This is a genomic window from Teredinibacter sp. KSP-S5-2 (assembly GCF_032773895.1).
In the GTDB taxonomy this organism is placed as follows: domain Bacteria; phylum Pseudomonadota; class Gammaproteobacteria; order Pseudomonadales; family Cellvibrionaceae.
The window spans coordinates 1518000-1544238 of record NZ_CP120416.1; the positions used below are offsets into that span (position 1 = coordinate 1518000).

29 protein-coding genes are annotated in these 26239 nt (G+C 43.6%); 21 read left to right on the plus strand and 8 right to left on the minus strand.

All coding sequences use genetic code 11. The features are described 5' to 3' along the window. Positions 1–28 precede the first annotated feature (28 nt). A complete protein-coding gene (gene murI, locus P5V12_RS06965; RefSeq protein ID WP_316956627.1) occupies positions 29–874 on the minus strand; it encodes a glutamate racemase in 846 nt (281 codons plus the stop codon). Positions 875–982: 108 nt separating this feature from the next. On the opposite strand from murI, the gene rmuC reads away from it, so the two are divergent. After that, positions 983–2407 carry a DNA recombination protein RmuC gene (gene rmuC / locus P5V12_RS06970; RefSeq protein ID WP_316956628.1) on the plus strand — a complete coding sequence of 475 codons (1425 nt, stop codon included), beginning with the start codon at positions 983–985 and terminating at the stop codon, positions 2405–2407. Positions 2408–2416: 9 nt separating this feature from the next. Beyond that, positions 2417–2887: a DUF2489 domain-containing protein gene (locus P5V12_RS06975; protein ID WP_316956629.1), complete on the plus strand. Its 471-nt coding sequence runs from the start codon at positions 2417–2419 to the stop codon at positions 2885–2887. Positions 2888–2937: 50 nt separating this feature from the next. Here P5V12_RS06975 and trmA read toward each other — a convergent pair whose 3' ends face one another. From trmA to P5V12_RS06995, 4 genes are all read right to left on the minus strand, one after another. Beyond that, positions 2938–4029, minus strand: a complete 1092-nt coding sequence (gene trmA / locus P5V12_RS06980) for a tRNA (uridine(54)-C5)-methyltransferase TrmA (RefSeq protein ID WP_316956630.1) — start codon at positions 4027–4029, stop codon at positions 2938–2940. 136 nt (positions 4030–4165) lie between these two features. Beyond that, a complete protein-coding gene (locus P5V12_RS06985; RefSeq protein WP_316956631.1) occupies positions 4166–4849 on the minus strand; it encodes a Bax inhibitor-1 family protein in 684 nt (227 codons plus the stop codon). A gap of 170 nt (positions 4850–5019) precedes the next feature. Then, entirely contained in the window at positions 5020–6912 is a 1893-nt protein-coding gene (locus P5V12_RS06990) for an ATP-binding cassette domain-containing protein (protein ID WP_316956632.1), read from the minus strand. A 30-nt stretch (positions 6913–6942) separates the two neighbouring features. Next, on the minus strand, positions 6943–7554 hold the full coding sequence (locus tag P5V12_RS06995; protein WP_316956633.1) for a nucleoside triphosphate pyrophosphatase: 612 nt from the start codon (positions 7552–7554) through the stop codon (positions 6943–6945). Positions 7555–7744: 190 nt separating this feature from the next. On the opposite strand from P5V12_RS06995, the gene P5V12_RS07000 reads away from it, so the two are divergent. The 10 genes from P5V12_RS07000 (at position 7745) to tmk (ending at position 15662) form a co-directional block, all read left to right on the plus strand. Further along, positions 7745–8212 carry a YceD family protein gene (locus P5V12_RS07000; RefSeq protein ID WP_316956634.1) on the plus strand — a complete coding sequence of 156 codons (468 nt, stop codon included), beginning with the start codon at positions 7745–7747 and terminating at the stop codon, positions 8210–8212. A 31-nt stretch (positions 8213–8243) separates the two neighbouring features. Next, a complete protein-coding gene (gene rpmF / locus P5V12_RS07005; RefSeq protein WP_316956635.1) occupies positions 8244–8429 on the plus strand; it encodes a 50S ribosomal protein L32 in 186 nt (61 codons plus the stop codon). A 2-nt stretch (positions 8430–8431) separates the two neighbouring features. Continuing rightward, positions 8432–9430 carry a phosphate acyltransferase PlsX gene (plsX, locus tag P5V12_RS07010; RefSeq protein WP_316956636.1) on the plus strand — a complete coding sequence of 333 codons (999 nt, stop codon included), beginning with the start codon at positions 8432–8434 and terminating at the stop codon, positions 9428–9430. A 33-nt stretch (positions 9431–9463) separates the two neighbouring features. Beyond that, positions 9464–10405 carry an ACP S-malonyltransferase gene (gene fabD, locus P5V12_RS07015; protein ID WP_316956637.1) on the plus strand — a complete coding sequence of 314 codons (942 nt, stop codon included), beginning with the start codon at positions 9464–9466 and terminating at the stop codon, positions 10403–10405. Between the two features lie 53 nt (positions 10406–10458). After that, entirely contained in the window at positions 10459–11202 is a 744-nt protein-coding gene (gene fabG, locus P5V12_RS07020) for a 3-oxoacyl-ACP reductase FabG (RefSeq protein ID WP_316956638.1), read from the plus strand. A 269-nt stretch (positions 11203–11471) separates the two neighbouring features. Next, complete coding sequence (gene acpP / locus P5V12_RS07025; protein WP_011468112.1) at positions 11472–11708, plus strand: acyl carrier protein; 237 nt, start codon at positions 11472–11474, stop codon at positions 11706–11708. Between the two features lie 159 nt (positions 11709–11867). Beyond that, positions 11868–13106, plus strand: coding sequence for a beta-ketoacyl-ACP synthase II (gene fabF, locus P5V12_RS07030; protein ID WP_316956639.1), 1239 nt, complete (start codon positions 11868–11870; stop codon positions 13104–13106). Between the two features lie 17 nt (positions 13107–13123). Continuing rightward, the gene (gene pabC, locus P5V12_RS07035) at positions 13124–13978 is read left to right on the plus strand and encodes an aminodeoxychorismate lyase (RefSeq protein WP_316956640.1); all 855 of its coding nucleotides are present in this window, start codon (positions 13124–13126) and stop codon (positions 13976–13978) included. Then, entirely contained in the window at positions 13975–15048 is a 1074-nt protein-coding gene (mltG, locus tag P5V12_RS07040; RefSeq protein ID WP_316956641.1) for an endolytic transglycosylase MltG, read from the plus strand. Before pabC ends, mltG begins: the two co-directional genes overlap by 4 nt. Next, a complete protein-coding gene (gene tmk / locus P5V12_RS07045; RefSeq protein WP_316956642.1) occupies positions 15045–15662 on the plus strand; it encodes a dTMP kinase in 618 nt (205 codons plus the stop codon). The genes mltG and tmk overlap by 4 nt, the downstream gene beginning before the upstream one ends. Here the strand turns inward: tmk and P5V12_RS07050 are convergent. Then, positions 15659–16303, minus strand: coding sequence for an RluA family pseudouridine synthase (locus P5V12_RS07050; protein ID WP_316956643.1), 645 nt, complete (start codon positions 16301–16303; stop codon positions 15659–15661). The two genes, tmk and P5V12_RS07050, sit on opposite strands and share 4 nt — an antisense overlap. A gap of 74 nt (positions 16304–16377) precedes the next feature. Here P5V12_RS07050 and P5V12_RS07055 point away from each other — a divergent pair, with 74 nt between their 5' ends. From P5V12_RS07055 to P5V12_RS07065, 3 genes are all read left to right on the plus strand, one after another. Further along, positions 16378–17397 (plus strand): DNA polymerase III subunit delta', encoded by a 1020-nt coding sequence (locus tag P5V12_RS07055; protein ID WP_316956644.1) that lies wholly within the window; start codon positions 16378–16380, stop codon positions 17395–17397. A gap of 78 nt (positions 17398–17475) precedes the next feature. Next, positions 17476–17829 (plus strand): PilZ domain-containing protein, encoded by a 354-nt coding sequence (locus tag P5V12_RS07060; protein ID WP_316956645.1) that lies wholly within the window; start codon positions 17476–17478, stop codon positions 17827–17829. Between the two features lie 64 nt (positions 17830–17893). After that, positions 17894–18682: a TatD family hydrolase gene (locus tag P5V12_RS07065; protein WP_316956646.1), complete on the plus strand. Its 789-nt coding sequence runs from the start codon at positions 17894–17896 to the stop codon at positions 18680–18682. A 6-nt stretch (positions 18683–18688) separates the two neighbouring features. Here P5V12_RS07065 and P5V12_RS07070 read toward each other — a convergent pair whose 3' ends face one another. Together P5V12_RS07070 and P5V12_RS07075 are read right to left on the minus strand one after the other, a co-directional pair. Continuing rightward, positions 18689–19777: an MJ1255/VC2487 family glycosyltransferase gene (locus tag P5V12_RS07070; RefSeq protein WP_316956647.1), complete on the minus strand. Its 1089-nt coding sequence runs from the start codon at positions 19775–19777 to the stop codon at positions 18689–18691. Further along, positions 19778–20293 carry a phosphatase PAP2 family protein gene (locus tag P5V12_RS07075; RefSeq protein WP_316956648.1) on the minus strand — a complete coding sequence of 172 codons (516 nt, stop codon included), beginning with the start codon at positions 20291–20293 and terminating at the stop codon, positions 19778–19780. A 190-nt stretch (positions 20294–20483) separates the two neighbouring features. Between P5V12_RS07075 and P5V12_RS07080 the strand changes: the two genes are divergently transcribed. From P5V12_RS07080 to P5V12_RS07105, 6 genes are all read left to right on the plus strand, one after another. Beyond that, positions 20484–21095 carry a dUTP diphosphatase gene (locus P5V12_RS07080; RefSeq protein ID WP_316956649.1) on the plus strand — a complete coding sequence of 204 codons (612 nt, stop codon included), beginning with the start codon at positions 20484–20486 and terminating at the stop codon, positions 21093–21095. A 165-nt stretch (positions 21096–21260) separates the two neighbouring features. Continuing rightward, on the plus strand, positions 21261–22244 hold the full coding sequence (locus P5V12_RS07085) for a malate dehydrogenase (RefSeq protein WP_316956650.1): 984 nt from the start codon (positions 21261–21263) through the stop codon (positions 22242–22244). A 96-nt stretch (positions 22245–22340) separates the two neighbouring features. Beyond that, positions 22341–22811 (plus strand): thioredoxin-dependent thiol peroxidase, encoded by a 471-nt coding sequence (gene bcp / locus P5V12_RS07090; RefSeq protein ID WP_316956651.1) that lies wholly within the window; start codon positions 22341–22343, stop codon positions 22809–22811. Between the two features lie 527 nt (positions 22812–23338). Beyond that, on the plus strand, positions 23339–24340 hold the full coding sequence (locus tag P5V12_RS07095; protein WP_410483324.1) for a helix-turn-helix domain-containing protein: 1002 nt from the start codon (positions 23339–23341) through the stop codon (positions 24338–24340). A 172-nt stretch (positions 24341–24512) separates the two neighbouring features. Further along, the gene (gene yajC / locus P5V12_RS07100; protein WP_316956653.1) at positions 24513–24845 is read left to right on the plus strand and encodes a preprotein translocase subunit YajC; all 333 of its coding nucleotides are present in this window, start codon (positions 24513–24515) and stop codon (positions 24843–24845) included. A 356-nt stretch (positions 24846–25201) separates the two neighbouring features. Further along, positions 25202–26233: a D-cysteine desulfhydrase family protein gene (locus P5V12_RS07105; protein ID WP_316956654.1), complete on the plus strand. Its 1032-nt coding sequence runs from the start codon at positions 25202–25204 to the stop codon at positions 26231–26233. The last annotated feature ends 6 nt before the right edge of the window (positions 26234–26239 follow it).

Sequence of the window (26239 nt, forward strand, 5' to 3'; positions counted from 1 at the left end):
AAAAAATAGCTTTCTTAACCGACAAATTTTAGTTCAAGGCTGTTGTTGTGCCTAAACACAGCGGATTTTCCGAGTGCTTGCAGAGGTAGCTATAGTAGCTTTTACTTAAGCTCTCGATATTTGTACTGCTATCCAGCGTGCATGAAAAGTTGATTTGAGATGGCGTGTATCTCTGTTCTGATATATCCGCTCCGAGTGTTCCTAATAAGTATTCAACTCGTCGCGCAATGGCTTCCCCTGAATCCACCCACTTTACTTGTCTGGGCTGAATTACTTCTATGAGTAACTCTTTTATTATTGGAAAGTGCGTGCAGGCGAGAATAATTGTGTCAATTTTTATATGGTTTTCCAGATCAAATAAGCGTTGAAGTTCCTGTTTTAAGATATTAAGGTCGACTTCTTCTTGGTTTAGATAACGTTCCGCTTGTTCAACAAGAATATTGCTGCCCAGGGAAAGAAGCTGTTTATCTGATGCAAACTCCTGAGCGAGAGAATAGGTATAATTTCTGTTCACTGTAGCGGGTGTTGCAAGCAAACCTATTGCTCCGCTACTACTTTTAGCTGCAGGCTTGATTGCCGGAACCACGCCAACAATGGGGAGTGTCAGTTGTTCTCTCAGCTGGGTGAGAGCCAGCGTACTAGCGGTATTGCAGGCGATAACCAGTATGTCTGGTGAATGGTTTTCAACGACATTTTTGGAAATCCTGAGGATGCGCTCAATCAGTAGAGAGTCCTCAATCAAGCCATAGGGAAAGGCTGCCTTGTCCGCAGAATAGGTTAGAATACATGGATGCAATTTTTTGAGAATCTCTAGAGCCACGCTTAAACCACCGGCACCGGAATCGAAAACTGCAATATTAGGTCTTGTTGTCATTGTTTCGGTTGGAAGTTAATCGGCAGAGTCGATAGGTCAAAGGATAACACAGTCTCTGGTGTTAGTATTCGTATCCATTACATTGTTCGTCTTTTGTAGAGAGTTAAAGTGTTCTTATCAGATTTGGTTCAAAATCCCGATTTTTATCCTGTTTTGGCGATAGTTGTATGCCTGATTGTGGTGGTTATCGTTATTGTCCTTCATGTGTTGTTGCTTCGTGCTGAACGGCGTAAGCAGGAGGTTCGGTTATTTGAGCTTGAGAGAGCGAATGATGTTGCGCGAATAAACCTCGAATCCCAGTGGAAAGAGCAATTGCACCAGGAGCAGATAAAAACTGCTCAAGTATCCTCTCGTTTAGAGAAAGTACAGCAGGATCACGACAAAGCTTTAGTTGAACTTGGCCAGCTTCAAAAGTTAAAAGAAGAGTATATACAGGAGCGCGCATCGTTAACCGAAAAGCTGGCGCAACTGGAAAGCGAGCGGGCGTTTTTGGAGCAAGCAAAAAAGGAACTGATAAAAGAATTTGAAAATTCATCGAATAAAATATTTGAACTGAAACAAGAGAAGTTTACGCATGCTTCGCGGGTAAATATGGAAGCAATTCTTAACCCTTTTAAAGATCAATTAAAAGACTTTAATAAGCGCGTCGAAGATATTTATCACAAAGAAAACAGTGAACGAAATCAGTTGTTTGGGCAAATCGTAGAGCTACAGAAGCAAACACAGAAGATCAGTGCAGACGCAAACAATCTGGCCAATGCGTTAAAAGGGGATAACAAGCTTCAGGGAACCTGGGGTGAAATTGTCTTGGAGCGACTATTAGAGGAATCCGGTCTTGTTAAGGGTAGAGAATACATAGTCCAGGAAACATTTAAAAACGCTGACGGCAAGCGTTTCAAACCCGATGTGGTAGTGCATCTGCCAGATGGGAAAGATATTGTTATTGATGCTAAAGTCTCTATGATTGATTTTGAGCGTTATTGTTCAAATGATGATGCTGTTGATCAGGATAAATACCTAAAGGCACATGTCGATTCAATTCGAGCTCATGTTAAAGGTTTGTCCCTGAAGGAGTATGAAAATCTGGAAGGGATACGGACGCTGGATTTTGTGTTTATTTTTATCCCTATCGAAGCTGCTTATATCGGGGCAATGCAAGCGAGTCCGGCGCTTTTTAAAGAGGCTTATGATAAAAATATCGTATTAGTTAGCCCGTCAAGTCTCATGGTTGCACTACGTACTGTTGAAACCATATGGCGATATGAAAAGCAAAACGCTAATGCTGAGGCTATCGCGGCAAGTGCAGGAAAACTCTATGATCAATTTGCTCTTTTTGTTGAGTCTTTAGAAGATATTGGTAAGCATATAGATAAGGCCTCCGCTGCTTATGAATTAAGCTTGAAGCGCTTGTCACAGGGCAGAGGAAACTTGTTGCGCAGAATTGATGGGTTGAAAGAGCTTGGAGCTAAAACAAGTAAGAATTTACCCGAAGGTGTGCAAAACTATCTGCCTTTGGATAATGATGAAGCGTAAGGTTGTTATATGACGTCGTTATTAATTGGGATTGCTGTTGTTGTCGTTTTGGTGTTGTTTGCTGTAGCGCTTTATCTGCATTGGTTATTGTACAAACAACGGCTGAAGCATGATGAGGGTGTTCGTGTGTTGGAGGCCTTACAGAAAGAAAAGCGTATGCGTACTAAGAAAAGTATCACGGTGCTAGCTAAAGGTACGCTTGAGGGGCAGGTAACTTTAACCGAAGCCTGTATTCGTATTAGTAAGTTGATGGAGTCCATCAATTTTATTGAAGATAATGATGAAGACTATAAAGTTTTTTCTCAGCTTGCTCAGGCAACATCGCATATTCCAATTTTAGATGAATGGCAAAAACTGACTAAAAAAGAGAAGCAAGTATACGAAAAACAAAGAGAGAAAATTGAAGAGAAGTATCAGGACTTTGTTGAAAATGCCATGCATCGCCTATTGAAAGACGAACGATTAAACGTAGAAGAGTAAGAGCCTGTATATGACAGCCCTTGCTCATTATAAACCTGTATGGCTTGAGGCTATTGTTTTTTCTTTAGTATTACTCCGCACTCTCTGTGAGTGGTATAAGGAAACTGATCAAACAGAGCCATTTTTTCAATCGTGTGCGTTTGGGTTAGGGATGAAAGATTGTTCTTTAGTGTTTCAGGGTTACAGGAGATATAAATAATATTGTCAAACCTGGAGCAGAGTTTTTCTGTTTCTGTATCGAGCCCAGCTCGTGGAGGATCCACAAATATGGTTGAGAACGAATAGGAGGGCAAATCAATATCTTTTAAGCGACGAAATTCTCTTTCCCCGTTCAATGCTTGAGTAAACTCCTCGCTAGACATTCTGGCAATTTGAATGTTTTCGATGTTATTGGCTTTTATATTGTAGAGTGCTGAGTTGACGGAAGTTTTCGACACTTCTGTTGCTAAGACTCTTTCGAAATTTTGAGATAGAGGCAATGTGAAATTGCCATTCCCGCAATAGAGTTCAACCAAATCTCCGCCAAGACCTGCTGAAGCTTCATAAGCCCAGCTCAACATTTTTTCGCAGACTTTTGCATTTGGTTGAGTGAACCCGGTTTCGACCTGTTGGTATTGAAAGGTGGTTTGATTTATCTGCATTTCTTCGATAACAAAGTCAGTGTTCAGTACCACTTTTTGTTTTCTACTACGGCCAATTACTTGGGTGTTAAGTGCCTGAGAGAGTACCTGAGCTTCTTGCTCCCATATTTCATCGAGAGATTTGTGATAGATCAGGGTGATGACAGACTGTTTTGTCTGGGTTGTGAGAAACTCGACCTGAAATAATTTTCTCCTAAGTGTGTCTGAAGTGTTTATCTCCTGGAGAAGCTTTGGCATCAGGTTACAAATTGTTTCTGAGCCGATTGTAAACTCGCTGATAATAACGGGTTTTTTGTATTCGCCAGGTTGATACATGGCATAGTGTGCAATACTATCTTTGTGCCAGATTTTAAATTCCGCCCGCATTCGGAAATGTGTGGGTTCCGAGGCGTAAACATCGATATCTCCAGAATACAGCGATTGGAATTCGCTTTGAGTTAATTGCACTTTATCCTGGAGTTGTTGTTCGTAGGTTTCTGGTTTTGCACACCCAAGGGTCATTCTTGAAGTCCTGTTTGTCACACAATAACTAGGAGGGGATAAAACGGGTGCTACTTAGGAAGCCTCAAACCGTTTAACTGATCACCAATAAAAAAGCCCCGCAATTGCGGGGCTTTATAGTGTAGAGCTATTTCAATTAGTCGTCACCACTAAAGGCGCCAATTAAGTGAAGTAGGCTAGTGAATAGATTCAGAATATCCAAATATAGTGCCACTGTTGCCATCAAGTAGTTTCTTTCTCCGCCGTGAATAATGCGGCTGGTATCATAAAGAATAAAACCAGACATAAGAAAAACAATAGCTGCATTAATGGCAAGCATTACACCGGAAATGGCTACCCCAAAAAAGCCCGCAATCATACTGCCAACTGCGGCAAGCAGTACTACAACCAAGCCAACGAACAGGAAGCCGCCTAGAAAACTGAAGTCTTTACCTGTTGTCAGCACGTAACCAGATAAAGCAAAGAATACGAGAGCCGTTGCGCCCAGGGCTTGCATTACGATAGCGGAGCCATTGGGCATTGCTAGGTAGTGCGACAGCATTGGACCAAGCCCTGCACCAAGCAATGCGGTAAAGCCAAATACTACCCATACACCAGCGGCGGAGTTGGCTGTGCGAGGCAAAACGAACCATAGCATGCCGATTGCAACAATGTTAAAAATTAGGGCCATTCCATGACCAATGCCTATTGCCATCGCTGCACCAGCCGACAAAGCGCTGACAACCAATGTCATGGCAAGCATCGCATAGGTATTGCGTAATACCTTGCTGACTTCTTGCGAGTGACTCGCAGCACCAGTTTGTGAATACAGTTCTTGCATAAAAGTAACCTCCAAGTGGTCCTTGATTTTTGACCTTAATCATACGAAGCCAGGAGTCAAAAGCAAGTTATTTCGGTTGGCGTCGTACTATTATCTATACGTATCAGACTTTCATTTGGGCCAAAAGTTTTATGGCCGATATTTTCAATCTGGGGACTAATTCAGCGTCTTCAAGCTTCCAGCGAGGCTTTTAGCGATTCTACTTCATCGTGTTTTGATAACCACTCTTCTTCAAGGGTTTCTATTGATTGTCGCAATTGTCCCTGATCTTTCAGCAGTTGAGAGAGTTCGTTGTTGTTACTTTCATAAAGTGATGTATCCGAAAGACGAGTTTCTATTGTTTCTAGCTCTTGCTGCATTTTAGAGAGTTTACGTTCTATTGCTTGAATAGCATTTGTGTAGGGTTTGAGTTTTTCTCTGATCACAGCGGCATTCTGGCGATTGGATTTCTTGGTTTCTTTATTTATCGCTTTGGTGGTCTGCGAGTTGTGTTCATTTGCAGAAAAATCGTTTTTCAACCAGTCATGGTAGTCGTCCAGGGTGCCATCGAAGGGGGTAAGTTGCCCCGAATCCACTAACCAAAAATCATCGACTGTATTGTTAAGCAGATGACGGTCGTGGGACACAATCACTATCGCCCCTTCATAGGTCTGCAAAGCGATGGTCAATGCATGGCGAACTTCGAGATCCAGGTGGTTGGTTGGTTCATCTAACAGAAGTAGGTTAGGGCGTTGCCAGGCAATGAGGGCAAGCGCTAAACGAGCTTTTTCTCCTCCGGAAAAGTGGGTAATGGTTTCAAAGGCTCGGTCTCCCTGAAAACCAAAGTTACCGAGGAAGTTGCGAATTTCCTGTTCGCTGGCTTTAGGTGATATTCGCTGTATATGTAGAGCAGCTGAAGCCGCTAGATCAAGCGCTTCTAATTGATGTTGAGCGAAATAACCAATTTTGAGATGGATACCTTCAGCGTACTCGCCTGCTATAAGCGGAATTTCCTTCGCCAGGCTTTTTATCAGTGTGGATTTGCCTGCACCATTGTGCCCGAGTAAACCAATACGACTATTTTGCAGAATATTTAAATTGGCTTTCGAGACAAGGCTGGTTTCGCCATAGCCCAGTGATGCATCGGATAAATTAATCAAGGCTTGGGACGTTTTATCTGCCGTTGGGAAGCGAAAGCTGAACGGGGAATCTACGTGTGCAGGAGCAATTTGCTCCATACGTTCCAATTCTTTGAGGCGGCTTTGGGCTTGCTTTGCTTTTGATGCTTTGGCTTTAAAGCGTCGCACAAAGTTTTCGATTTCCGCTATACGCTCCTGTTGCTTGGTATAGGCTGCGGCTTGTTGGGCTATACGCTCTGCTTTTTGCTTCTCGTAGGCGCTGTAGTTGCCTTTGTAAGTAATGAGTTTTTGATTTTCTATGCTGAGTACGTGATCAATCACATTATCTAGGAAGTCCCTGTCATGGGATATGATCAGGAGTGTTCCTGAATAGAATTGAAGCCACTGTTCAAGCCAGAGGGTGGCATCCAAGTCCAAGTGGTTCGTGGGCTCATCGAGCAAAAGTAAGTTGGACGGGCACATCAGTGCCTGAGCGAGGTTAAGTCGTATACGCCATCCACCAGAAAAGTCAGATACGGGTCTGTTTTCATCCGAGCTTGAAAAACCCAGGCCCCGTAAAAGTTGCTGTGCACGAGAAGGGGCGCTGTACCCATCAACTTGTTCAAATTGTGCGTAGAGGTTGCCCAGCTTTTCGCCGTCTTCACATGTTGCAATGGCGGCTTCTATTTCCCGGAATTGTTGGTCGCCGTCCAAAACGTAGTCTGTGGCTGAACGGTCAGAAGCATGAACTTCCTGAGCCATGTGGGCGATACGCCATTCTTTGGGAATACTGACTGAGCCGGAGTCCTCAGTAATTTCTCGCAAAAGCAGTTTAAAAAAGCTCGATTTACCACTGCCGTTGCCGCCAATGACACCGCATTTTTGGCTGGGGTGAATGGTTGCACTGCTATTCTCGAACAGGAATTTGCTGCCTCGCTGGAGGCTAAAATCGGTAAGCTGAATCATGGGGAGGCATTGTAGGTAAAAGCGGGAACGTCAGCTAGCATTGTTTGTGAGTAATGGGTCAATACCAAAACTGTTTAGTGCGGAAGTCAGTGCAATCAACGGTAGTCCGATTAATGCAGATGGGTCGGAACTTGAGATTTCCTCAAATAGCGCAATTCCAAGGCCCTCGCACTTAAAACTACCGGCACAATCCAAAGGTTGTTCCTCTCTGATGTAATTGTTTATTTGCTGGCTAGTAAGCGTTCGAAACTTCACGTGTGTAGAAACAACCTTGGAATAAAGCGTGTCCGTGGCTTCCTGATATAAAGCAATACCTGTATAGAAGGTAACTGTCTTGCCGCTGCATGCTTGCAATTGTCGGATAGCCTTCTGAGGTGAGCCGGGTTTTCCCAGTATGGCATTGTCGAGTTCCGCCGTTTGGTCCGAGCCGATAACGACCGCTTCGGGGGCATGCTTGGCTACTGCTTTGGCTTTTTCGATTGAAAGTCTGTGGGCAATGGTTTCCGCTGTCTCTCCTGGGGTTGGCTGCTCGTCGATATCTGGTGATAAACACTGAAATCTAAGTTGTAATTGGTTCAGTTGAGCAGCCCTATATGGTGAGCTGGAGGCCAAAATGAGCTTGCAATGTATGTGAGTGTTCATATTTTGAGTAGTTCGGGCCTTTTTTTTCCAGTGAATTGGTGATTAATCGGCGATTTTTACCATATTATCCACACTTTTCTTTGACAGAGTTAGGTCAACTCCCTATCATTGCGCGCTTATGTCAGAAGGTGCTCCTTCAAAACGGCTCCCACGCCACCTCGATCCCCGCAAATGCGCGCATTTGGGGGCAGTGTACGATGGGATTATAGAAGCCGATAAACTGCCTCGATTGGCTTCGGCCACTCATTCTAATGGCAATTTAACCGCCAAGTTGGTTTTTTCTGTGGATGAAGAAAACAGGAAGATCCTTCGGGGCGAATATGCTATTGAGGTACAAGTAATATGTCAGCGGTGCCTGGAACCGATGACATTATCGCTTAGCTCAGACTTTATGGTTGGCATTGTTTGGGATGAAAGCGAGGCGAAAGGGCTACCGAAGGAATTAGATCCCTGGGTAGTAACTGGAAGTGACGCTGATTTGATTAGTGCAATTGAAGAAGAAGTGTTGCTAGAGCTACCTGTAGTGGCTGTACATGATTATCAGTGTATTGATGCTGAGATGATGACGGCTGGCGAAATTGAGGCCAGTGAACAGGAAACGGGAGAAAACCCGTTTCAGGTATTGGCTCAACTGAAAAAGAAACCAAAAGACGTTTAATGTCTCGTGGTGATTACTTGGAGTAATTGTTATGGCGGTACAACAAAATCGTAAAACTCGTTCAAAGCGCGGTATGCGTCGTTCTCATGATGCTTTAACTGACAATTCTACTTTGTCTGTAGATTCTGTAACTGGTGAAAAGCATCGTCGCCACCATGTGACTGCAGACGGTTTTTATCGTGGTCGCAAAGTTGTTGACGTAGCTGACGACGAGTAAGCTTGTCGAAGGCGATTTACCTGTCAATTGACGCTATGGGCGGGGATTTAGGTCCCCGTCTTTGCGTTGAAGCTGTCCTCTCATTTCTTGAACGGCATAGCCACGTTCATATCATCCTGGTTGGAGATGGTCAGACTCTTACCTCTCTAATTCCGAATCATCAGCAGCAAGAAAGAATTCGTATTGTCCACGCCGAGGATGTTGTCAGCATGAATGACAAGCCTGGAGTTGCATTGCGCCACAAGCGTAACTCTTCTATGTGGCAAAGCCTGGAGCTAGTTGCGAAAGGGGAGGCCGACGCCTGTGTGAGCGGTGGTAATACCGGAGCTCTAATGGCTATGAGTCGCTATTTGATTACTACCTACGAAGGTATGAGCAGGCCAGCAATTTGTAAACCTATGCCAACAGCTAAAGGTAAAAGCTTCTTTCTCGACTTGGGGGCAAACATTGATTGTTCATCGCAGCAACTGGTTCAGTTCGCAGAGATGGGGGCGGCGTTGGCAAAAGTATATGGCAAATCCATGCCTAAGGTTGCGCTGCTCAATATTGGTGCTGAAACAACAAAAGGCAGCGGCGATATCAGGGAGGCGGCCGAAATCCTGAGTCAGCGTAAAGAGATGAATTTCTGTGGATTTGTCGAGGGTGATGGCCTCTACACCGGCAACTATGATGTTGTTGTGTGTGATGGTTTTGCCGGTAATGTGGCTTTGAAAGTCAGTGAGGGAGTGGTGCAGTTTGTGTTTGGCAGTCTTAAAACATATCTCGCATCAAGTATTGTGCGCCGAATCTTGTCCTTACTTGTTAAACCTCTTTTGGCTTCATGGGCAAAAAGGTTTGATCCCTCACGCTATAACGGCGCTGCACTCCTGGGCTTAAAGAAGATTGTGGTTAAAAGTCACGGCAAGGCAGACAAAGAAGGCTTTGTTAATGCCCTGGAAACGGCCTTAGAGCAGGTTCAGGCTGACATCCCAAATAAAATTGAACAGTGTTTAGTCTCTTAATTTTAGTGTTTTTGTAATTTAGCGGATATATCTATGAATACTCAGCAATCCCTTGCATTTGTTTTTCCTGGTCAAGGCTCGCAAAAAGTGGGCATGCTTGAAGATTTTTACGGCGAAGAACTGGTGAAGAATACATTTGCTCAGGCGAGTGATGTACTTGGCTATGACTTACTGGCATTGATTCAAGAGGGGCCTCAAGAAAAACTCAATATGACAGAGGTAACCCAACCTGCATTGCTAACCTGTAGTGTGGCCCTATGGAGATTGTGGCAGTCGCGAGGCGGTGTGGTGCCTGCATATATGGCAGGGCACAGTTTGGGGGAGTGGTCTGCATTGGTTTGCGCAGAAGTGGTTAAGTTTGAAGATGCAGTGGCCTTGGTAAGAGCTCGCGGTCAATACATGCAGGAAGCAGTCCCCGCAGGTCAGGGTGCAATGGCAGCCATTATTGGCTTGGGGGATGAAGAAATAGAGCAAGCTTGTGAAAAGGCGGCAGAGGGACAGGTAGTTTGTCCGGTTAACTACAACTCACCTGGGCAGGTTGTTATTGCCGGAGAGAGCGATGCTGTTGAGCGTGCCATGGCGCTTTGTAAAGAGGCCGGAGCTAAACGTGCGCTGCCTTTACCCGTGAGCGCACCATTTCATACTTCGCTGATGAAGCCTGCTGCAGACAGGCTGGCAGCACAAATTCAGGAAACCGAATTTAGTCAGCCAAAAGTACCTGTTGTACACAATGTGAGCGCTTTACCAGAGGCTAACCCTGAAAAAATTAAAGCAATTATGGTGGAGCAGATCTATTCTGCAGTGCAGTGGGTTGATTGTGTTAAGTATTTGGTCGATAACGGTGTGGAAACGACTATAGAATGCGGCCCCGGTAAAGTATTGGCTGGGTTAGTTAAGCGCATTCACAAACCATTACAGGCTTTGGCAACAGAGTCTGAAGATTTATTTTCTGCTAGTTTGCAAGGCAATCATTAAGAACATTGTTTGCTGTGCTTAGAGAGCACAGCAGAGAACGGGGGATAGATAAAATGACCTTAGAAGGTAAAGTTGCGTTAGTAACAGGTGCAAGTCGTGGTATTGGTGAGGCAATAGCCAATCGTTTGGCTGAAAGCGGTGCGGTTGTTGTTGGTACGGCCACCTCTGAAGGCGGCGCGGAGAAGATCTCTGCTCGCATGGAGGCTGCAGGCTACAAGGGTGAAGGTATGATGTTAAACGTCACTGACCCCGATTCCGTAGCTCAGGTACTCAAAGCGATTCAAGAAAAGTATGGTGCACCGGCAATCCTTGTAAATAACGCCGGGATTACTCGTGATAACCTGATGCTTCGCATGAGCGAAGAAGAATGGTTTGATGTAATCAATACTAACCTCAGCGCTGTATTCCGTCTAAGTAAGGCATGTTTAAGGGGTATGATGAAAGCCCGTTGGGGGCGCATAGTGAACATTAGCTCAGTGGTTGGGCAGATGGGGAATCCCGGTCAGGCCAATTACGCAGCAACCAAGGCGGGAGTGGCTGGTTTTGCCCGGTCTTTGGCTAAAGAGGTCGCTTCTAGGGGGATTACCGTCAATTCTGTGGCACCAGGGTTTATTGAAACAGATATGACCAAGGCACTTAATGACGATCAAAGAAATTCTATGATGGGTGCCATACCATCTGGGCGTTTTGGTAAGCCAGAAGAGATTGCTGGTGTAGTAAGCTTCCTGTGCAGTGAAGATGCCAGCTACCTTACCGGCGAGACACTGCAGGTTAATGGCGGCATGTATATGCGCTAACCTTCTGAAAATAAAGGTTTTTTTTATAAAAGCGTAATAAATTTCGAATCTTGCGTTACAACTGCAAGAATTTCGAGTTAAAATGCGCGCACGTGTGAGCCCGAGCCACCGTTGGGCATTGTTTTGTTTAACGGTGTGGGTACCTGAGCTGTAGGTGTTTGTGGCTCCAGAAATAGCACTCTCCAGAGTGTGTTGATTATTACGGAATATCAATTGTCAGATGTTCTACGGCTTCACTGATAGACTACCATTAGGAGTTAATTACGATTATGAGCAGCATTGAAGAACGCGTTAAGAAAATTGTCGCTGAGCAACTTGGTGTTAAAGAAGAAGAAGTAAAAAACGAAGCGTCCTTCGTTGAAGATTTGGGAGCGGATTCCCTTGATACTGTTGAACTCGTTATGGCATTGGAAGAAGAGTTCGAGACTGAGATTCCAGACGAAGAAGCTGAAAAAATTACTACAGTTCAGCTTGCTATCAACTACATCAACGAAAACTTGGCATAAGCCGTTTTTAGTTATTAGCTGAAGCCTATTGTCGCCAAAAGCCGTATCTATGGTTCATAGTACGGCTTTTGTTGTATTAGCTACTGAGTGTTTATTTTCTGTTTAATGCTATCTACTTTGTAGCACTCATTAGTTTTGCCATCTGTATCGGAGGAGTTTGTGAATCGCAATCGGGTCGTTATTACTGGTGTTGGTATGGTCAGCTCACTGGCCCACAACGTTGAAGACACTTGGAAAGCCATTTTAAGTGGAAAAAGCGGTGTCACACCGATTGATTCATTCGATGCATCAGCCTTTGCCACGCGTTTTAGCGCATCGGTCAAGGGGTTGGATCTTTCTCCCTATATGGACGAAAAAGAAGCGCGAAAAATTGACCCGTTTATTCAGTATGGCATGGTTGCCGGTACTCAGGCATTTGAAGATTCCGGTATTGAAGTGACTGAAAAGAATGCACACCGTATTGGCTGTGTTGTTGGTTCGGGTATCGGTGGTTTGGGATCAATTGAAAATACCACACTAACCATCAAAGAGCGCGGCCCGAGACGGGTATCTCCTTTCTTTGTTCCTGGTTCGATTATCAATATGATCGCGGGCAATCTTTCTATCAAGTATGGCCTAAAAGGTATTAACCTGGCAGTCACGACAGCGTGTACTACTGGTACTCATTGTATCGGTTTGGCTGCACGAGAAATTATGTTCGGTACGGCTGATGTGATGATTGCCGGTGGTTCTGAAATGGCGACAACACCTGTTGGTGTCGGTGGTTTTGGTGCTGCGAGAGCGTTATCTAAACGCAATGATGATCCAGAACGGGCGAGTCGGCCTTGGGATAAAGACCGCGATGGTTTTGTGTTAGGTGATGGTGCCGGTATTGTTGTTCTTGAAAATTATGAGCATGCCAAAGCCCGAGGGGCAAAAATCTATGCTGAAGTCGCAGGTTTTGGTACAAGTGGTGATGCCTATCATATGACTTCTCCTCCTGAGTCGGGTGAAGGTGCGGCACTTTCAATGAAAAATGCGCTTATTGATGCATCTGTTAATCCTGAGGATATGGATTATATTAATGCTCACGGCACCTCAACTCTGGCAGGCGATTTAGCCGAGTGTAATGCGCTGAAGCAGGTGTTTGGTGGTCATGCATCGAAGTTGGCTGTGAGTTCGACCAAATCCATGATTGGTCACTTACTAGGCGCAGCTGGTGCTGTTGAAGCAATTTTTACGGCTCTGTCTATTCGTGACCAGGTTGCACCGCCTACTATTAATCTGGACAATCCTAGCGAAGGTTGTGATTTAAACCTCGTTCCTCATACGGCGCAGGAAATGGAAATTAACATTGCGCTTAGTAATTCATTTGGTTTTGGTGGTACCAACGGAACCTTGCTCTTTAAGAAGGTTTAACCAAACTGTAGCGCCAGATGAACTCCCCGATTATCTCTATCAATGGAAACATAAGTAACTTTGTTGAGGTAGAAGATCGGGGTTTTCTGTATGGTGATGGCGTTTTTGAAACAATGCGGTTTCAAAATGGCCTGATTCCTTTGTGGCAAGAACATAAATCCAGATTGCTTGCCTCCATTCGAAAGCTTTTTATTCAATTCGAAGAAACTGATATAGAAGCTTATCTGTCAGAATTTATAAGTCGCCTTCCATCAGTAAATGGTGTTGTTAAGTTAGTTGTAACGCGTGGTAAAGGTGGTAAAGGCTTCTACCCGGATAAACAGCCGCAGCCTAAAATAGTGCTGCTTTTTCATGAAAGAGCTTCTGTTAAGTCGGATGTGTGGTTTCAGTCTGAAACTGAGTTGGTTATGTCCGAACACCGTCTTTCAGGAAACCGTTATCTTGCAGGGCTTAAGCACTTAAATCGTTTGGATTACATCGTTGCGGCGGAAAAAGCTCAGGTAAGTAATCAGCAAGAATTACTGTTGGCTGACACAGAAGAGAAGATTATCGAATCAATGCATCACAATATTTTTATTGCGCAGAAAGATCGTATTCTTACTCCGACATTGGATACGTGTGGTGTTGAAGGGGTGTTGAAAAGAGTATTGAAATCTTTAGTTGATGATCACGATTTTATTTCATACTCAGAACAGGTTTTGTCTTTTGATGATATTGTTGATGCAGATGAGGTTTTTCTCACTAATGCAGTTGTGGGGATTGTTCCGGTAAAATCTTTATTGGATTCCAAGCAAGAGTTGCATAAAACCTACGCTCAATATGATGTGGCTTTTAAATTGAGCCAATTACTTGAGAAAAAAATAAAAATATGAAAATAGATATTGCTCGCACAGTGATTGCGATTAGTTTGTGGTTGTTGGTTATGGCGGGGTGTGCTGGATATTATGTCTGGCAGTGGTTGGAAACGCCTGTTGAAATTCCGGAAGAGAAACAGCTCTATGAAATAAGCAAAGGGAAATCTCTGACAAAAGTTTCTTGGGAATTGTCAGAAGCGAAAATTATCCGCTGGCCAAGGTTGTGGGTTTTTTATGCGCGCTTTATGAATTTGACGACGATTAAAGCAGGGGAATATCGCTTTTCTCATCAAGAATCCCCAATCTCTTTATTAGCCAGGTTCCAATCTGGCGATGTAGTACAGCATCATATTACTTTGGTCGAGGGTAGAACGTATATAGACTTCGTCCATAGTTTGCATAGTCATAAGCAAATTAAAAAATTGTTAGGCACATCGAATGATCTTGCTTTGTTTCGAGAAAATGGTGTCAACGTCGAACACCTTGAAGGGTGGTTTTATCCAGATACATATCAATTTACTAACGGAGATAGTGATTTAGAAATCCTGAGTCGTGCATACGAAAAAATGCGTTTGGTGTTGGATTCTGAGTGGGAAAAAAGAGCCGAACAACTTCCCTATGAAACACCTTATGAAGCATTAATTATGGCTTCAATAGTCGAGAAGGAAACGGGTGCAGCGTTTGAACGTAAGCAGATAGCGGGCGTATTTGTTCGTCGACTGGAAGCAAAAATGCGTTTGCAGACTGATCCGACTGTGATTTATGGTATGGGTGATAATTATTCTGGAAATATTACTAAAAAGGATTTGCAAACTTATACGCCTTACAACACTTATATGATTCGAGGTTTGCCTCCCACGCCGATCGCAATGCCTGGAGAAAAAGCAATAAACGCCGCACTTAATCCAGCAAAAGGGAGTACCTTGTTTTTTGTGGCGAAAGGTGATGGTACGCATCATTTCTCTGAAACACTTGATGAGCATTTAGATGCAGTAAGAAAATTTCAATTAAAGCGAAGAGAGGATTATCGCTCATCCCCGTTGACGGACGAACGTAGTAACGAAGTAGACAAGGCCGATAACGAATGATAGGTAAGTTTATTACAGTAGAAGGCACTGAAGGTGTTGGTAAATCGACAAATATCGATTTCATAAAGTCAAAAATAGAAGCGCGTGGAATTCCTCTTTTGATAACGCGTGAGCCAGGTGGAACACCTCTCGCGGAAGAAATACGAGAAATGCTATTGCAAAAAAGAGAAGAGCCTTTTGATGCAAAAGCTGAGTTATTAATGATTTTTGCTGCACGCGCCCAACATTTAAACACTGTTATTAAACCTGCGTTAGCCCGTGGTCAGTGGGTTTTGTGTGATCGTTTCACTGATGCTACATACGCGTATCAGGGAGCGGGGAGAGGCTTGTCAAAGTCCTTTATTTTGGAGCTTGAACAAAGCGTTCAAGGCGATCTGCGTCCTGATAAAACATTTTTACTGGATATCGATGTGCAAGTTGGGTTGGAGCGTGCAAAAGCCCGAGCTGAACTGGATCGCTTTGAAGAGGAGCAAATCTCATTCTTTGAGCGTGTTAGGGCCGGTTACTTGGAGCGCGTAAATGAAACCCCCGACAAGTACGCTGTAGTTAATGCAGGTCAACCGCTTAATGCGGTGCAGGATGATATACAGGTTGCACTGGAAAAATTATTCTAGAATTCCGGTTGGCAATCGATTTTAATTTTCTTTCCTGTCATTGGCTGGATAAATTGTAAGCTCTGGGCGTGTAAATGCATTCTTGCCGGAGCTGTTTCAAGTTCTGCTTCCAAGTGACCACTGTACAATTTATCCCCTAAGATCGGATGACCGAGTTGTAGGGTGTGTAGCCTCAGTTGGTGGGATCGGCCTGTGTGTGGGCTGAGCAATAAGCGACTTTGGTTTTTGTTGTTGTCGGTTGCTAGGGTCTTATAAAAAGTTGAGGCTTTCTTTCCCGATAGCCAGTCGATTTTTTGTTTCGGTCGGTTTATCCAGTCACACATCATTGGTGAGTGGATTTCGCCATAATGGCTGTCCAATATCCCATGAACTACGGCGATATATTTTTTGCTGACCTTTCGTTGTTCAAATAATTTGCCTAGCTCCCTTTGTGCTTCATATGAGAGCGCAAATATTACCAGCCCGGAAGTTGCCATATCCAATCGATGGACGACGCGAGCGTTCGGGAATTCTGTTAACACCGAGTCATATAAATTCTCTGGCTCAGTCAAACCTGGAACACACAGTAATCCAGATGGTTTGTTAACAACGATTAAATGCTCGTCAGAATAGACCGGTTCTCGTATTTGGCTAAGGGTCATGTATGGTAAAACTTTACTAGGCGTTGGTTAAGGTGTGAAAATAGCTGTTAGACAGCAATATACGTGCGTGACATATGAGTAATGCAATATTACCTATGCCTCCTTATCGATGGCAAGACAAGGTTTGGCAAGAGTTTATCGATAATATCAGTGCGGATCGTTTACCCCACGCAATGCTTTTAACTGGGGTTGCAGGTACAGGCGTTGAAACCCTGGCTATCGCTATGGGGCAATTCTTGCTGTGCCAATCGCCGATGGGAAAGATCTCCTGTGGTCGATGTAAGAGTTGTATGTTGTTATCTTCCGGTAATCATCCAGATATGGTGGTTATCTCACCAGAAGAGCCTGGTAAGCAGATTAAAGTTGATGAAATTCGTACCTTGGCTGATTTTGTTGGTAAGACTTCTCAGCAGGGGGCGAAGAAAATTATTGTCATTCACCCGGCGGATGCGTTGAATATCAATGCAGCGAATGCGTTACTTAAGAATCTGGAAGAGCCCGCTGGGGACACAGTATTTCTTCTTGTGTCTTCCTCTCTGAGTCAGGTGCTTCCAACTATTCGAAGTCGTTGCCTGAAACTTGTGCTCCCTTTGCCGGAGAAGCACTTAGCTGAAGAATGGTTAAAATCGGTTCACGTCGAACAGCCTGGAGCCATCCTTGAAGCGGCAGGCGGCGCTCCCTTGTTGGCTAAGTCATGGGCTGATTCTGAATATCTACAGGAACGGCAAAAGCTTCTTCAGTCGCTGGTTGCGTTGAGTTTATCGCAGACGACACCTATAGAAACCGCTAAAGTCTGGGCTAAGGTGGATCTGACCTCAATTATCTCCAATATGCTGTACTGGGTAGAGAAAATGATAAAGATTCGTTTGGCTGATGAGCCTCTAGCTGAACTTAGTGAGCTTGAGCAGGCATTTGAAGGCGCTGAATCCGGGTTGTTATTCCGTCTTAGAGATAATCTGGCGAAGAAAAGACGACTGGTACAATCGTCATCGAATTTGAACCCAACGTTGATATTGGAAGAGTTAATGCTTGATTGGGCGGCTGTGATAAGGTTACGTGCCAGCAGCATGAAAAGTCATGCAGGCTTTCTCTAGGCGTTTTATACTTTGTTTGGTTCATAATCTTTTGTATGATCGAACCCATATAAGAATCTCTCGATACGGAGTGAGTGAATGAAAGGTGTTGGTGGTGCTGCCCGCAACGGTATTTTGTCTTTGACGATTCGCGACAAAGCGGTTTTGTATGCCGCTTACATGCCTTTTGTGGAAAACGGCGGTCTGTTCATTCCCACTAACAAATCCTATAGCCTTGGTGATGAGGTTTTCATGCTACTCAGCCTGATGGATGAACCTGAAAAAATCCCAGTTGCCGGTAAGGTTGTATGGATAACTCCCAAGGGCGCTCAGGGAAACCGTGCAGCTGGTATCGGGGTGCAATTTAGCGGCGACGATGATGTGGCCAATAGCAAAATAGAAAACTATCTTGCGGGAACTCTTGAATCTGATCGTCCCACACATACCATGTAGCTTTATCTGGCTCTTATAAGCTTTACTATTTCCTCTCCCGTTTTAAAAGGCGTATGTCTGTCCTATGCTTGTCGATTCCCATTGCCACTTAGATCGTTTAAAGCTTTCCTCTTATCCAGGAAATAGTCTTGAAGAGGCTATTCAGGCGGCAAAGGCTCGAGATATTTCACACATGCTGTGTGTGTGTATCAGTGAACAGAATAAAAATACTGTGGTGAGTATTGCTCAACGTTACCCCGGAATATACGCGTCGGTAGGTGTTCACCCCTCTGATGTAAAAGGCGAAGTTGTGTCTGTTGAAACACTAAAAGAGTGGGCATCTGAAGATAAGGTTGTCGCTTTAGGTGAAACAGGCCTGGATTATTACTATGCAGAAGAATCTGCAGACGCACAGAAGGCCAGCTTTAAGAACCATTTGATTGCAGCGGCAGAACTGGATCTGCCCGTGATTATTCATACTCGTGACGCCAGGCATGATACGTTGGATCTTATGGATCAATATGCCAGTAGGGAAAGTGCTGGCGTCATGCATTGTTTCACCGAAAGCTGGGAAATGGCTGAGAAGGCTCTCGCTATGGGGTTTTATATCTCCATTTCCGGCATTGTCACGTTTAAAAATGCCGAAGAGCTGCGTGACGTAACACGCAGGATTCCATCTGATCGGCTGTTGGTTGAAACTGATTCTCCATACTTGGCTCCTGTTCCTCACAGAGGGAAACCGAATGAGCCTAAATACGTCAGGGAGGTCGCAGAATTTATTGCCGATCTCAGAGGCGTAAGCTTCGAAAAGTTGGCTGAGCAAACGACCGAAAATTTTTTCCAGCTTTTCAAAACCGCCAAACGAGATCTTTAGGAAGGCTCAACTTCTTTGCAATAGGTTTGGCAAAGGGGCGCTTTCAAAGCTTGGCACGCCCGCTGCGTTGGTTTCTGACCACAAACGATTAACCAACTCATCACGGGAGCTTTCGTCCTGCCATCGGCCTTTGGCAATCCATTCTGCGATGGCTTTTGCTACATTGGGGTAAATAACCTGTTTTGCTTGCCAGTTCTCTAACCAGTCTTTAACCGCACCCGAGTCCAGGTTACCCATCGTCATGCCTAAACCTGTTGCTTCAAGCGCTTTAGCGTTAGAGAGTTGTTCGAGCTGGCCCTTTAATGGTTTGACTAAAAGTTTTTTCCCAAGTTGTATTGCTTCGCTGGACAATTCAAACCCCGCGTTGCAAATTACTCCAGAGCAGGTGGCCAAGTCTTGCTTGAAACCTTCTCTGGAAAGAGGTTTTAACTGAATATGGCCTCGACTTTCGTATTGTGGGAATGGGCCATAGTAGATAAATAAGTGGTCATCAAAGGGCTCAAGTAACTGGATTACATCCTCTGGTTCTTCAAAACCCAGGTAGACAACAATTTTATTGGGGTCACTGGCTTCATCAGTTTCATGAATTTCAGCGATGGGGGGCAGAATTGGCTGATTGAAGTGATGCCAATGTAACCCCAGTCCGCTTGTGGTGGGAGCGAAATATTTCATAATTAGTTTTGGAATGATTCCGCCACCACGTCGAGGAACATCAAAGGCGAAAGCTTGCTGATGACTTACCCCAATGCAGGGTATACCCCGTGTTTTACAGGCCCATGAAGTGATTGGTTCAAAATCACTGATGATCAAATCGTATCCGTCCAGTTGGAACTCTCGAATATCCTTGATGAGTTGGAGCATGTTGTTGTGTTGCAACGTCCGAAATATCTTTAAATCGCCGGCTTCATGCACGAAGGTCAAGCCTCGATAACACTTCCAGTTGCCAAATTCTTCCATATCAAAGAACTGCTCACGAGGGCGGCCACTAAACACATAGTCGACGTCAACTCCAAATTCTTTGAGATATTTATTAAGTGCGCGTGCGCGGGATATGTGGCCGTTGCCCGTGGCCTGAACGCCATAAAGTACTTTCATTTAAAATAGAAAATTAATCAAAGTAGCGGCGATGGTGATCCCCATTGTTGCCCCGGCAATCACATCTGAAGGAAAGTGAACACCTAGAAACACGCGTGCCATACCAACGCAGCACGCCCAAGGGTATAAAATCCATGCCATGAAAGGAAAGTGAAAGCTAATTGAACATGCGATTAAGAATGCTGCTGAAGTGTGTCCTGATGGAAAACTGAATTGATCTGACGGCTCAACAACACTTTTAAACCCGGGTATAGCTTCCGGTGGACGGTTTCTTTTAAATAATTTTTTAAATCGACTGTAGCAGGTTCGCTCAATTAAGAAGCCCAGAGCCAGAAGTAAAGATACATCCCAGTTTTGGGCAATAAGAAAGCATACCCCAGCTAAAACATAGAGGGGACCATCAGCTGAGAAGGATACAATACGACTGATTTTAACAGCCTGATCCCTGTGTTTATGTTTCAAACACCAGCTAAAAGTAATGATGTCGTAATTATGAATACTTTCTAATAAACGCATGGCCGATCCTCTATCCCTACATACGTTAGAGGTCGTTAATGACAGACATATGAGATAAATATGACATTTATCTTACAGTGATTTGTTTTGAATTCAAAGGGTAGCTAGGTAAAAAGGGAAGGGGGCTGATGTGCTACTATACTCGCCGAATTAGTGATTGAAACTCCCTCCAACCGGTAGAACAAAAGATATGCAAAATCAAATAATTACAATGCTTAAATTGCAAGATTCCATGAATACTAAAGTCCATGCGGACTGGCGAGAGCAGAATTTTGAATGGTACCGGGCGATTTGGATTGAAAGTGCAGAATTATTGGATCATTACGGTTGGAAGTGGTGGAAAAAGCAAATTCCAGACACGGAACAAGTCATATTAGAGCTGATTGATATATGGCATTTCGGATTGAGTGCTCTCATCATGGAGGGAGCTGATCATAATACAATTGCTTCTGAAATAGAGCTCAAGTTAAAAACGGCAGAAAAAGGGAGTGATTTTCGGGCCGATCTGGAAGATTTTACGTTATCTACATTGAGTTCCAAAAGCTTTCATGTTGATAAGTTCGCCAAGCTTATGGCGGATATGGATCTGAGCTTTGAACAGCTTTTTAAAAGCTATGTTGGAAAAAACGTACTAAACTTCTTCCGCCAGGATCATGGCTATCAGGATGGAAGCTATTTAAAACAATGGTCAGGTAGAGAGGATAACGAGCATTTAGTCGACATATTGAGCCAATTAGACTCATCTGCGGATGACTTTCAGCAGCAACTCTATTCTGCTTTAGAAGCCCGCTATCCGGGGTGATTTATTCGATTTAAGATGTCCAACGCATGACTTTTCTACCCAGATCAATATAATGGCGACCACCTGGTAGTACAGTTACAGCTCTTATTTATTGGGCTTCATCCATTTTGTAAACTTTTACCCCGTTTTGGGGTAGTTCAACTGAAAGCATACGGAGATATTATTGTGAAATCACCCGTTCGTGTGGCCGTTACCGGCGCTGCTGGTCAAATCAGCTATTCTTTGTTATTCCGCATTGCCGCAGGCGAAATGCTTGGTAACGACCAACCTGTTATTCTACAAATGCTAGAAATCACCCCAGCACTTGATGCTCTTAAGGGTGTGGCTATGGAGTTGGACGACTGTGCTTTTCCTTTGTTGCAAGGAATAGTGTGCACTGATGACCCTAATGTGGCATTTAAAGATGCAGACTACGCTCTATTGGTCGGTGCTCGTCCTCGTGGACCTGGTATGGAGCGTAAAGACTTACTTGAAGCAAATGCTGCAATCTTCTCTGTACAGGGTAAAGCTTTAAATGATCACGCTTCTCGTGACGTTAAAGTTCTTGTTGTTGGTAACCCAGCAAATACTAATGCTCTAATCGCTCAGCGTAATGCGCCAGACCTAAACCCTCGCAACTTTACTGCGATGACTCGTTTGGATCATAACAGAGCGCTTACCCAGCTTGGCCAAAAACTAGGCAACTCAATTACTGATATCACTAAAATGACTATCTGGGGTAACCATTCCGCTACACAGTACCCTGATTTGTACCACTCGTTGGTAAATAACAAGGTTGCTGTTGAGCAAGTGGACCAGGGTTGGTATCGAGATGAGTTTATCCCGACAGTTCAGCAACGTGGTGCGGCTATTATTAAGGCTCGTGGTGCTTCCAGTGCTGCATCTGCTGCAAACGCTGCAATCTTCCACATTCGCGATTGGGCTTTAGGTTCACCAGACAATGACTGGGTGAGCATGGCTGTATACAGCGATGGTAGTTACGGTATCGAAGAAGGTCTGATTTACTCCTTCCCATGTGTATGTAAAGATGGTGACTGGGAGATCGTTCAAGGGCTATCTATTGATGAGTTCTCTCAAGAGAAAATGCTTGAGACAGAAAAAGAATTGCAAGAAGAGCGTGACGCAGTGAAATCTTTGCTTCCTGCATAATGTTTCATTGAACGAAAAAAGACGCTGCTATGCAGCGTTTTTTTTTACCTGAACATTTTAGATTTATTAAAATAAAAAAATTCTGCGGAGATAAAAATGAGTTTTCCAAAAATTGGTAATAAAGCACCGGCTTTTACCTTGTCGGATCAGAATGGAGATAAGGTTAAGCTTTCGTCTCTAGTTGGCAAAACTGTCGTTCTCTACTTTTATCCGAAAGCAATGACGCCTGGGTGTACTGTGCAAGCATGCGGATTGAGGGATATTAAAAAAGAACTTGATAAACGCAATGTTGTTGTCATAGGCGTAAGCCCGGATCCAGTTGAACGCCTGCCAAAATTTATTGAAAAGCAAAATCTGAATTTTACTTTGCTTTCTGATGAAGACCATAAGGTAGCAGAAAAATATGGTTGTTGGGGGATGAAGAAGTTTATGGGTAAGGAGTTCATGGGGCTGATTCGGACTACTTTCATTATTGATGAAGAGGGGCGCTTAAAAAAAGTAATGGATAAATTTAAAACCAATACTCATCACGACGACTTGTTAGCCGAGCTGGATGCGCTCCTATAAGCTTTAAATTCAATGGTCTAATCTATTCAAAGTGTCGTCTTTAAATGATATTCGGCACTTATTTCTCTTGCACCTCATAAATCATTCTCATAGTGATAAAAAGCAAAAATTCTATATTACGATTCATAAATTGGCAGCTTGTGCATGTCAGGCCTTAAATGTGAGAAAGGAACGCCATCGTTGGCGCTTATAGATGGCGCTTCAGTCATTCTTTGAGATCGTAAATCCTAAGATCTATACAGCAGCTTATCTTGTATGCGTTAGTGGATGCGTGCCCGGGTGCGCTAAAAAGAATCTATACTCATCTAGGGCTTTTTTTGTGTCATTACGTTATTTTGAATGCTGTTTTGACAAAAGTTTCATTGTTGTCCAAATTAATGACACCAAAAGTGGTATTTTGACGTTGTTTTGGCTGGTGTTAGTCGGTGCAAAGACATAGTTTAGCGCCATAAGCGCGTAGACGCTTTTTTGAGCCCCTAATAACGCAGTAGAATAAGTGCCATCATATTTCGGGCACTAAAAAAAAGGTGAGTGAATTGAAACTTGTAGAAAGCCGTAGTTATCAGCCCGGCCACCATGAAACTGTCCCTTTGATTGGGAACTATAACTTGCAAAGTACGGAAGAGTATCTAACCTTCTTGTACCGTACTCTGGCTTCAAGCCAACGGTTAGAGTCTCATACTGAGGGTATTAAACTTCTTTTAGAATCTGGAATTAAGCGTTTTGGTGCAGAGATTGCCTTGGTTTTAAGGCCTGTATCAAGCCAAAAAGCTCAAGTACTAGCTTATGCTGGCGGTGGTGATTCTTTTTACATTAACCAGCATATCGAGATTACAGATTCTTTTTGTGAACGAGTCCTCAATGAAAAAGAGACTTGTGTATACGCCAATGTGTTAGCAGAGGATGTAAAGCCATCTCCTGCGGCGTATAATGGCGTCCAAGTAGGCGCGTATCTTGGTACCTTTGTAAACGCACAGAATTCTGATCCAGCGATTTTGTGCTTTATTTCTTCGGCTTCACTGGTTGAAGAGAAGGTTGTTAAGGACGTGTTTTTACTAGAACTTTTGGCAGAAGGAGTCGCCTTTATGGTTGATCTGCAGAAAGCACATGCGCAACGTAAGTTGACTGATCAGGCCATGTTTGCCTTGGGTTCCGTTAAATCTTTGGATGAATACCTTGAACAGGCCAGAATTCCAGAGGTTTTTGGTGTCCCCGCGCGAGTAGTGGAAGTATTAGAGCGCAGAGTAGGGCAAGCGGCACTAAGCATTGGCCACATTGCTGAAGAACTCAATCTTTCGAAACGAACTCTTCAGCGTAGGTTGCAACAACAAGATGTCAACTTCGCTGAGTTAAGAGATCAGGTTCGATTCCACTATGCAATTGATTACCTAATCAAACAGCATATGAGTATTGACGGTATCTCAGCGGCTCTGGACTTTTCAGACCGTACTAGTTTTACCAATGCTTTTAAACGTTGGACTGGTTTGTCTCCAAGCACGTTTAGAAAACTTTTCCGCGATTACGTTTAATTTTTAATCAGCTCGTTATTCGCGACTAAGCCATTAGAACATCACTTTTTTACATGTTAAGTGACGTTCTAATGGTTTCGTTCGTTTACCAATTGACAACGCTATTCCCATTCTTCATTAAGTCTTGTACAGTAGCGAGCCTTGAAATATTTGGTTGTGAAAGAGGTTAACTATGGGGTTTTTTATCGCTGATGCTGTAGCCCAAACGGAAGCAGCTGCACCGAAGTCTAACGTATTTGTCCAGCTCCTGTTTTTCGGCGGGCTATTCTTGTTTATGTATTTCGTTATGATTCGGCCACAGCGAAAACGCCAGAAAGAGCATCAGGCCTTGGTTGATAGTTTGTCCAAAGGCGATGAAGTTGTTTTGAATAGCGGCATGCTTGGCAAAATCATAAATGTGGATGAGCATTACGTAACTGTGAGTGCAGCTGATAAAGTTGAATTGAAGTTTCAAAAGGTTGCTGTCCATGCTGTATTGCCCAAAGGAACAATCAAATCAATTTAATGGTTTGTTTGGTTGAAAAATATACGAAAGCCTCGCTGATCAGCGGGGTTTTTTTTTGTCTATTCAACGCTGTGTAAGCTTGTAGGAGCGATGACAAATATAGTCGATGACTGATGTAGTCTGCTATATAGCACTTACAAAATAATACTGAATACGTTATCCATTTCGTCCGAAGCGCAAGAAAAGTGTGTCCTTCGGAAGCTGCTAGGCGTTATTTATACGTAAAATGCACATTTTGCGAAAAATATTTTTTGATGACTCCGCGATCCAATATATAGCATATGCTTTGTATTGACGTTTCAATAAATGATTAACTGATTTGCTTTGGTCAGCTATTAACATACTAAGGATATGAAATGTCAGAGATTAGAATCTCTTTTCCAAAGAAAGCACCGTTAGCAAATACGCCGACCTCGCTCAGGTTACTTGAGCGTTTTTCTCGTAAATTAGGTGGGCCAAAAATTTGGTTAAAGAACGATGACCTTACTGGGTTTATGTGTTCAGGAAATAAAATCCGCAAACTGGAATACTTAGTTGCAGATGCCCGATCTCAAAAATCCAATGTTCTTATTAGTTGTGGTGGTGTTCAGTCTAATCACTGCCGTGCTGTGGCCGCTGTTGCTGCGCAGGAAGGAATGAAATGTGAATTGATTTTGAGAGACGATGCTCGATTAAATTGTGAACCGAACGGCGACGGCAATTTGCTTCTTGATAGATTATTCGGTGCTGATATTCATTTATACCCAATAAATAAGTATATATCTCAATTGGATAATTTATTTGTTCATCATAAGAAAATCTGTATCGATAGGGGGGACATTCCATATGCTATTTCGACAGGTGGAAGTGATGAGGTTGGTTTGTGGGGGTATATTGATGCTGCGTATGAGTTAGTGAATCAGTTTGAAAACTCGGCAATCAATCCTGAAGCGATCGTATGTGCAACTGGTTCAGCTGGAACCCAGGCAGGCTTGACGGTCGGTTGTTGGTTAAATCAGCTTCATACCAAGGTGTTTGGTATTGCAGTATGTGATTCGAGTGAGTATTTTCTGAGTAAAATTAAGCAAGACGTTAACGGGTGGCAAACGCGATATCAGGAACATATTGGATATTGTTCTTCAATTGCAGAAGAGATCGAAATTAATACTTTGGATAACTTTATTGGTCCGGGGTACGCAAAAACCTACCCGGAAATGATCGCGCTACTTCAAGAGTTAGCAAAAGAAGAAGGGGTGGTTTTAGATCCAGTGTATACAGGGAAAGCATTTTATGGAATGGTTCAAGAGATAAAGAACGGTGTATTTCAAGATATGGAAAATATTGTGTTTGTGCATACAGGCGGAGGCTTTGGTTTGTTTCCGTTTAAAAACGAATTTAAATTCTCCTGATGACGG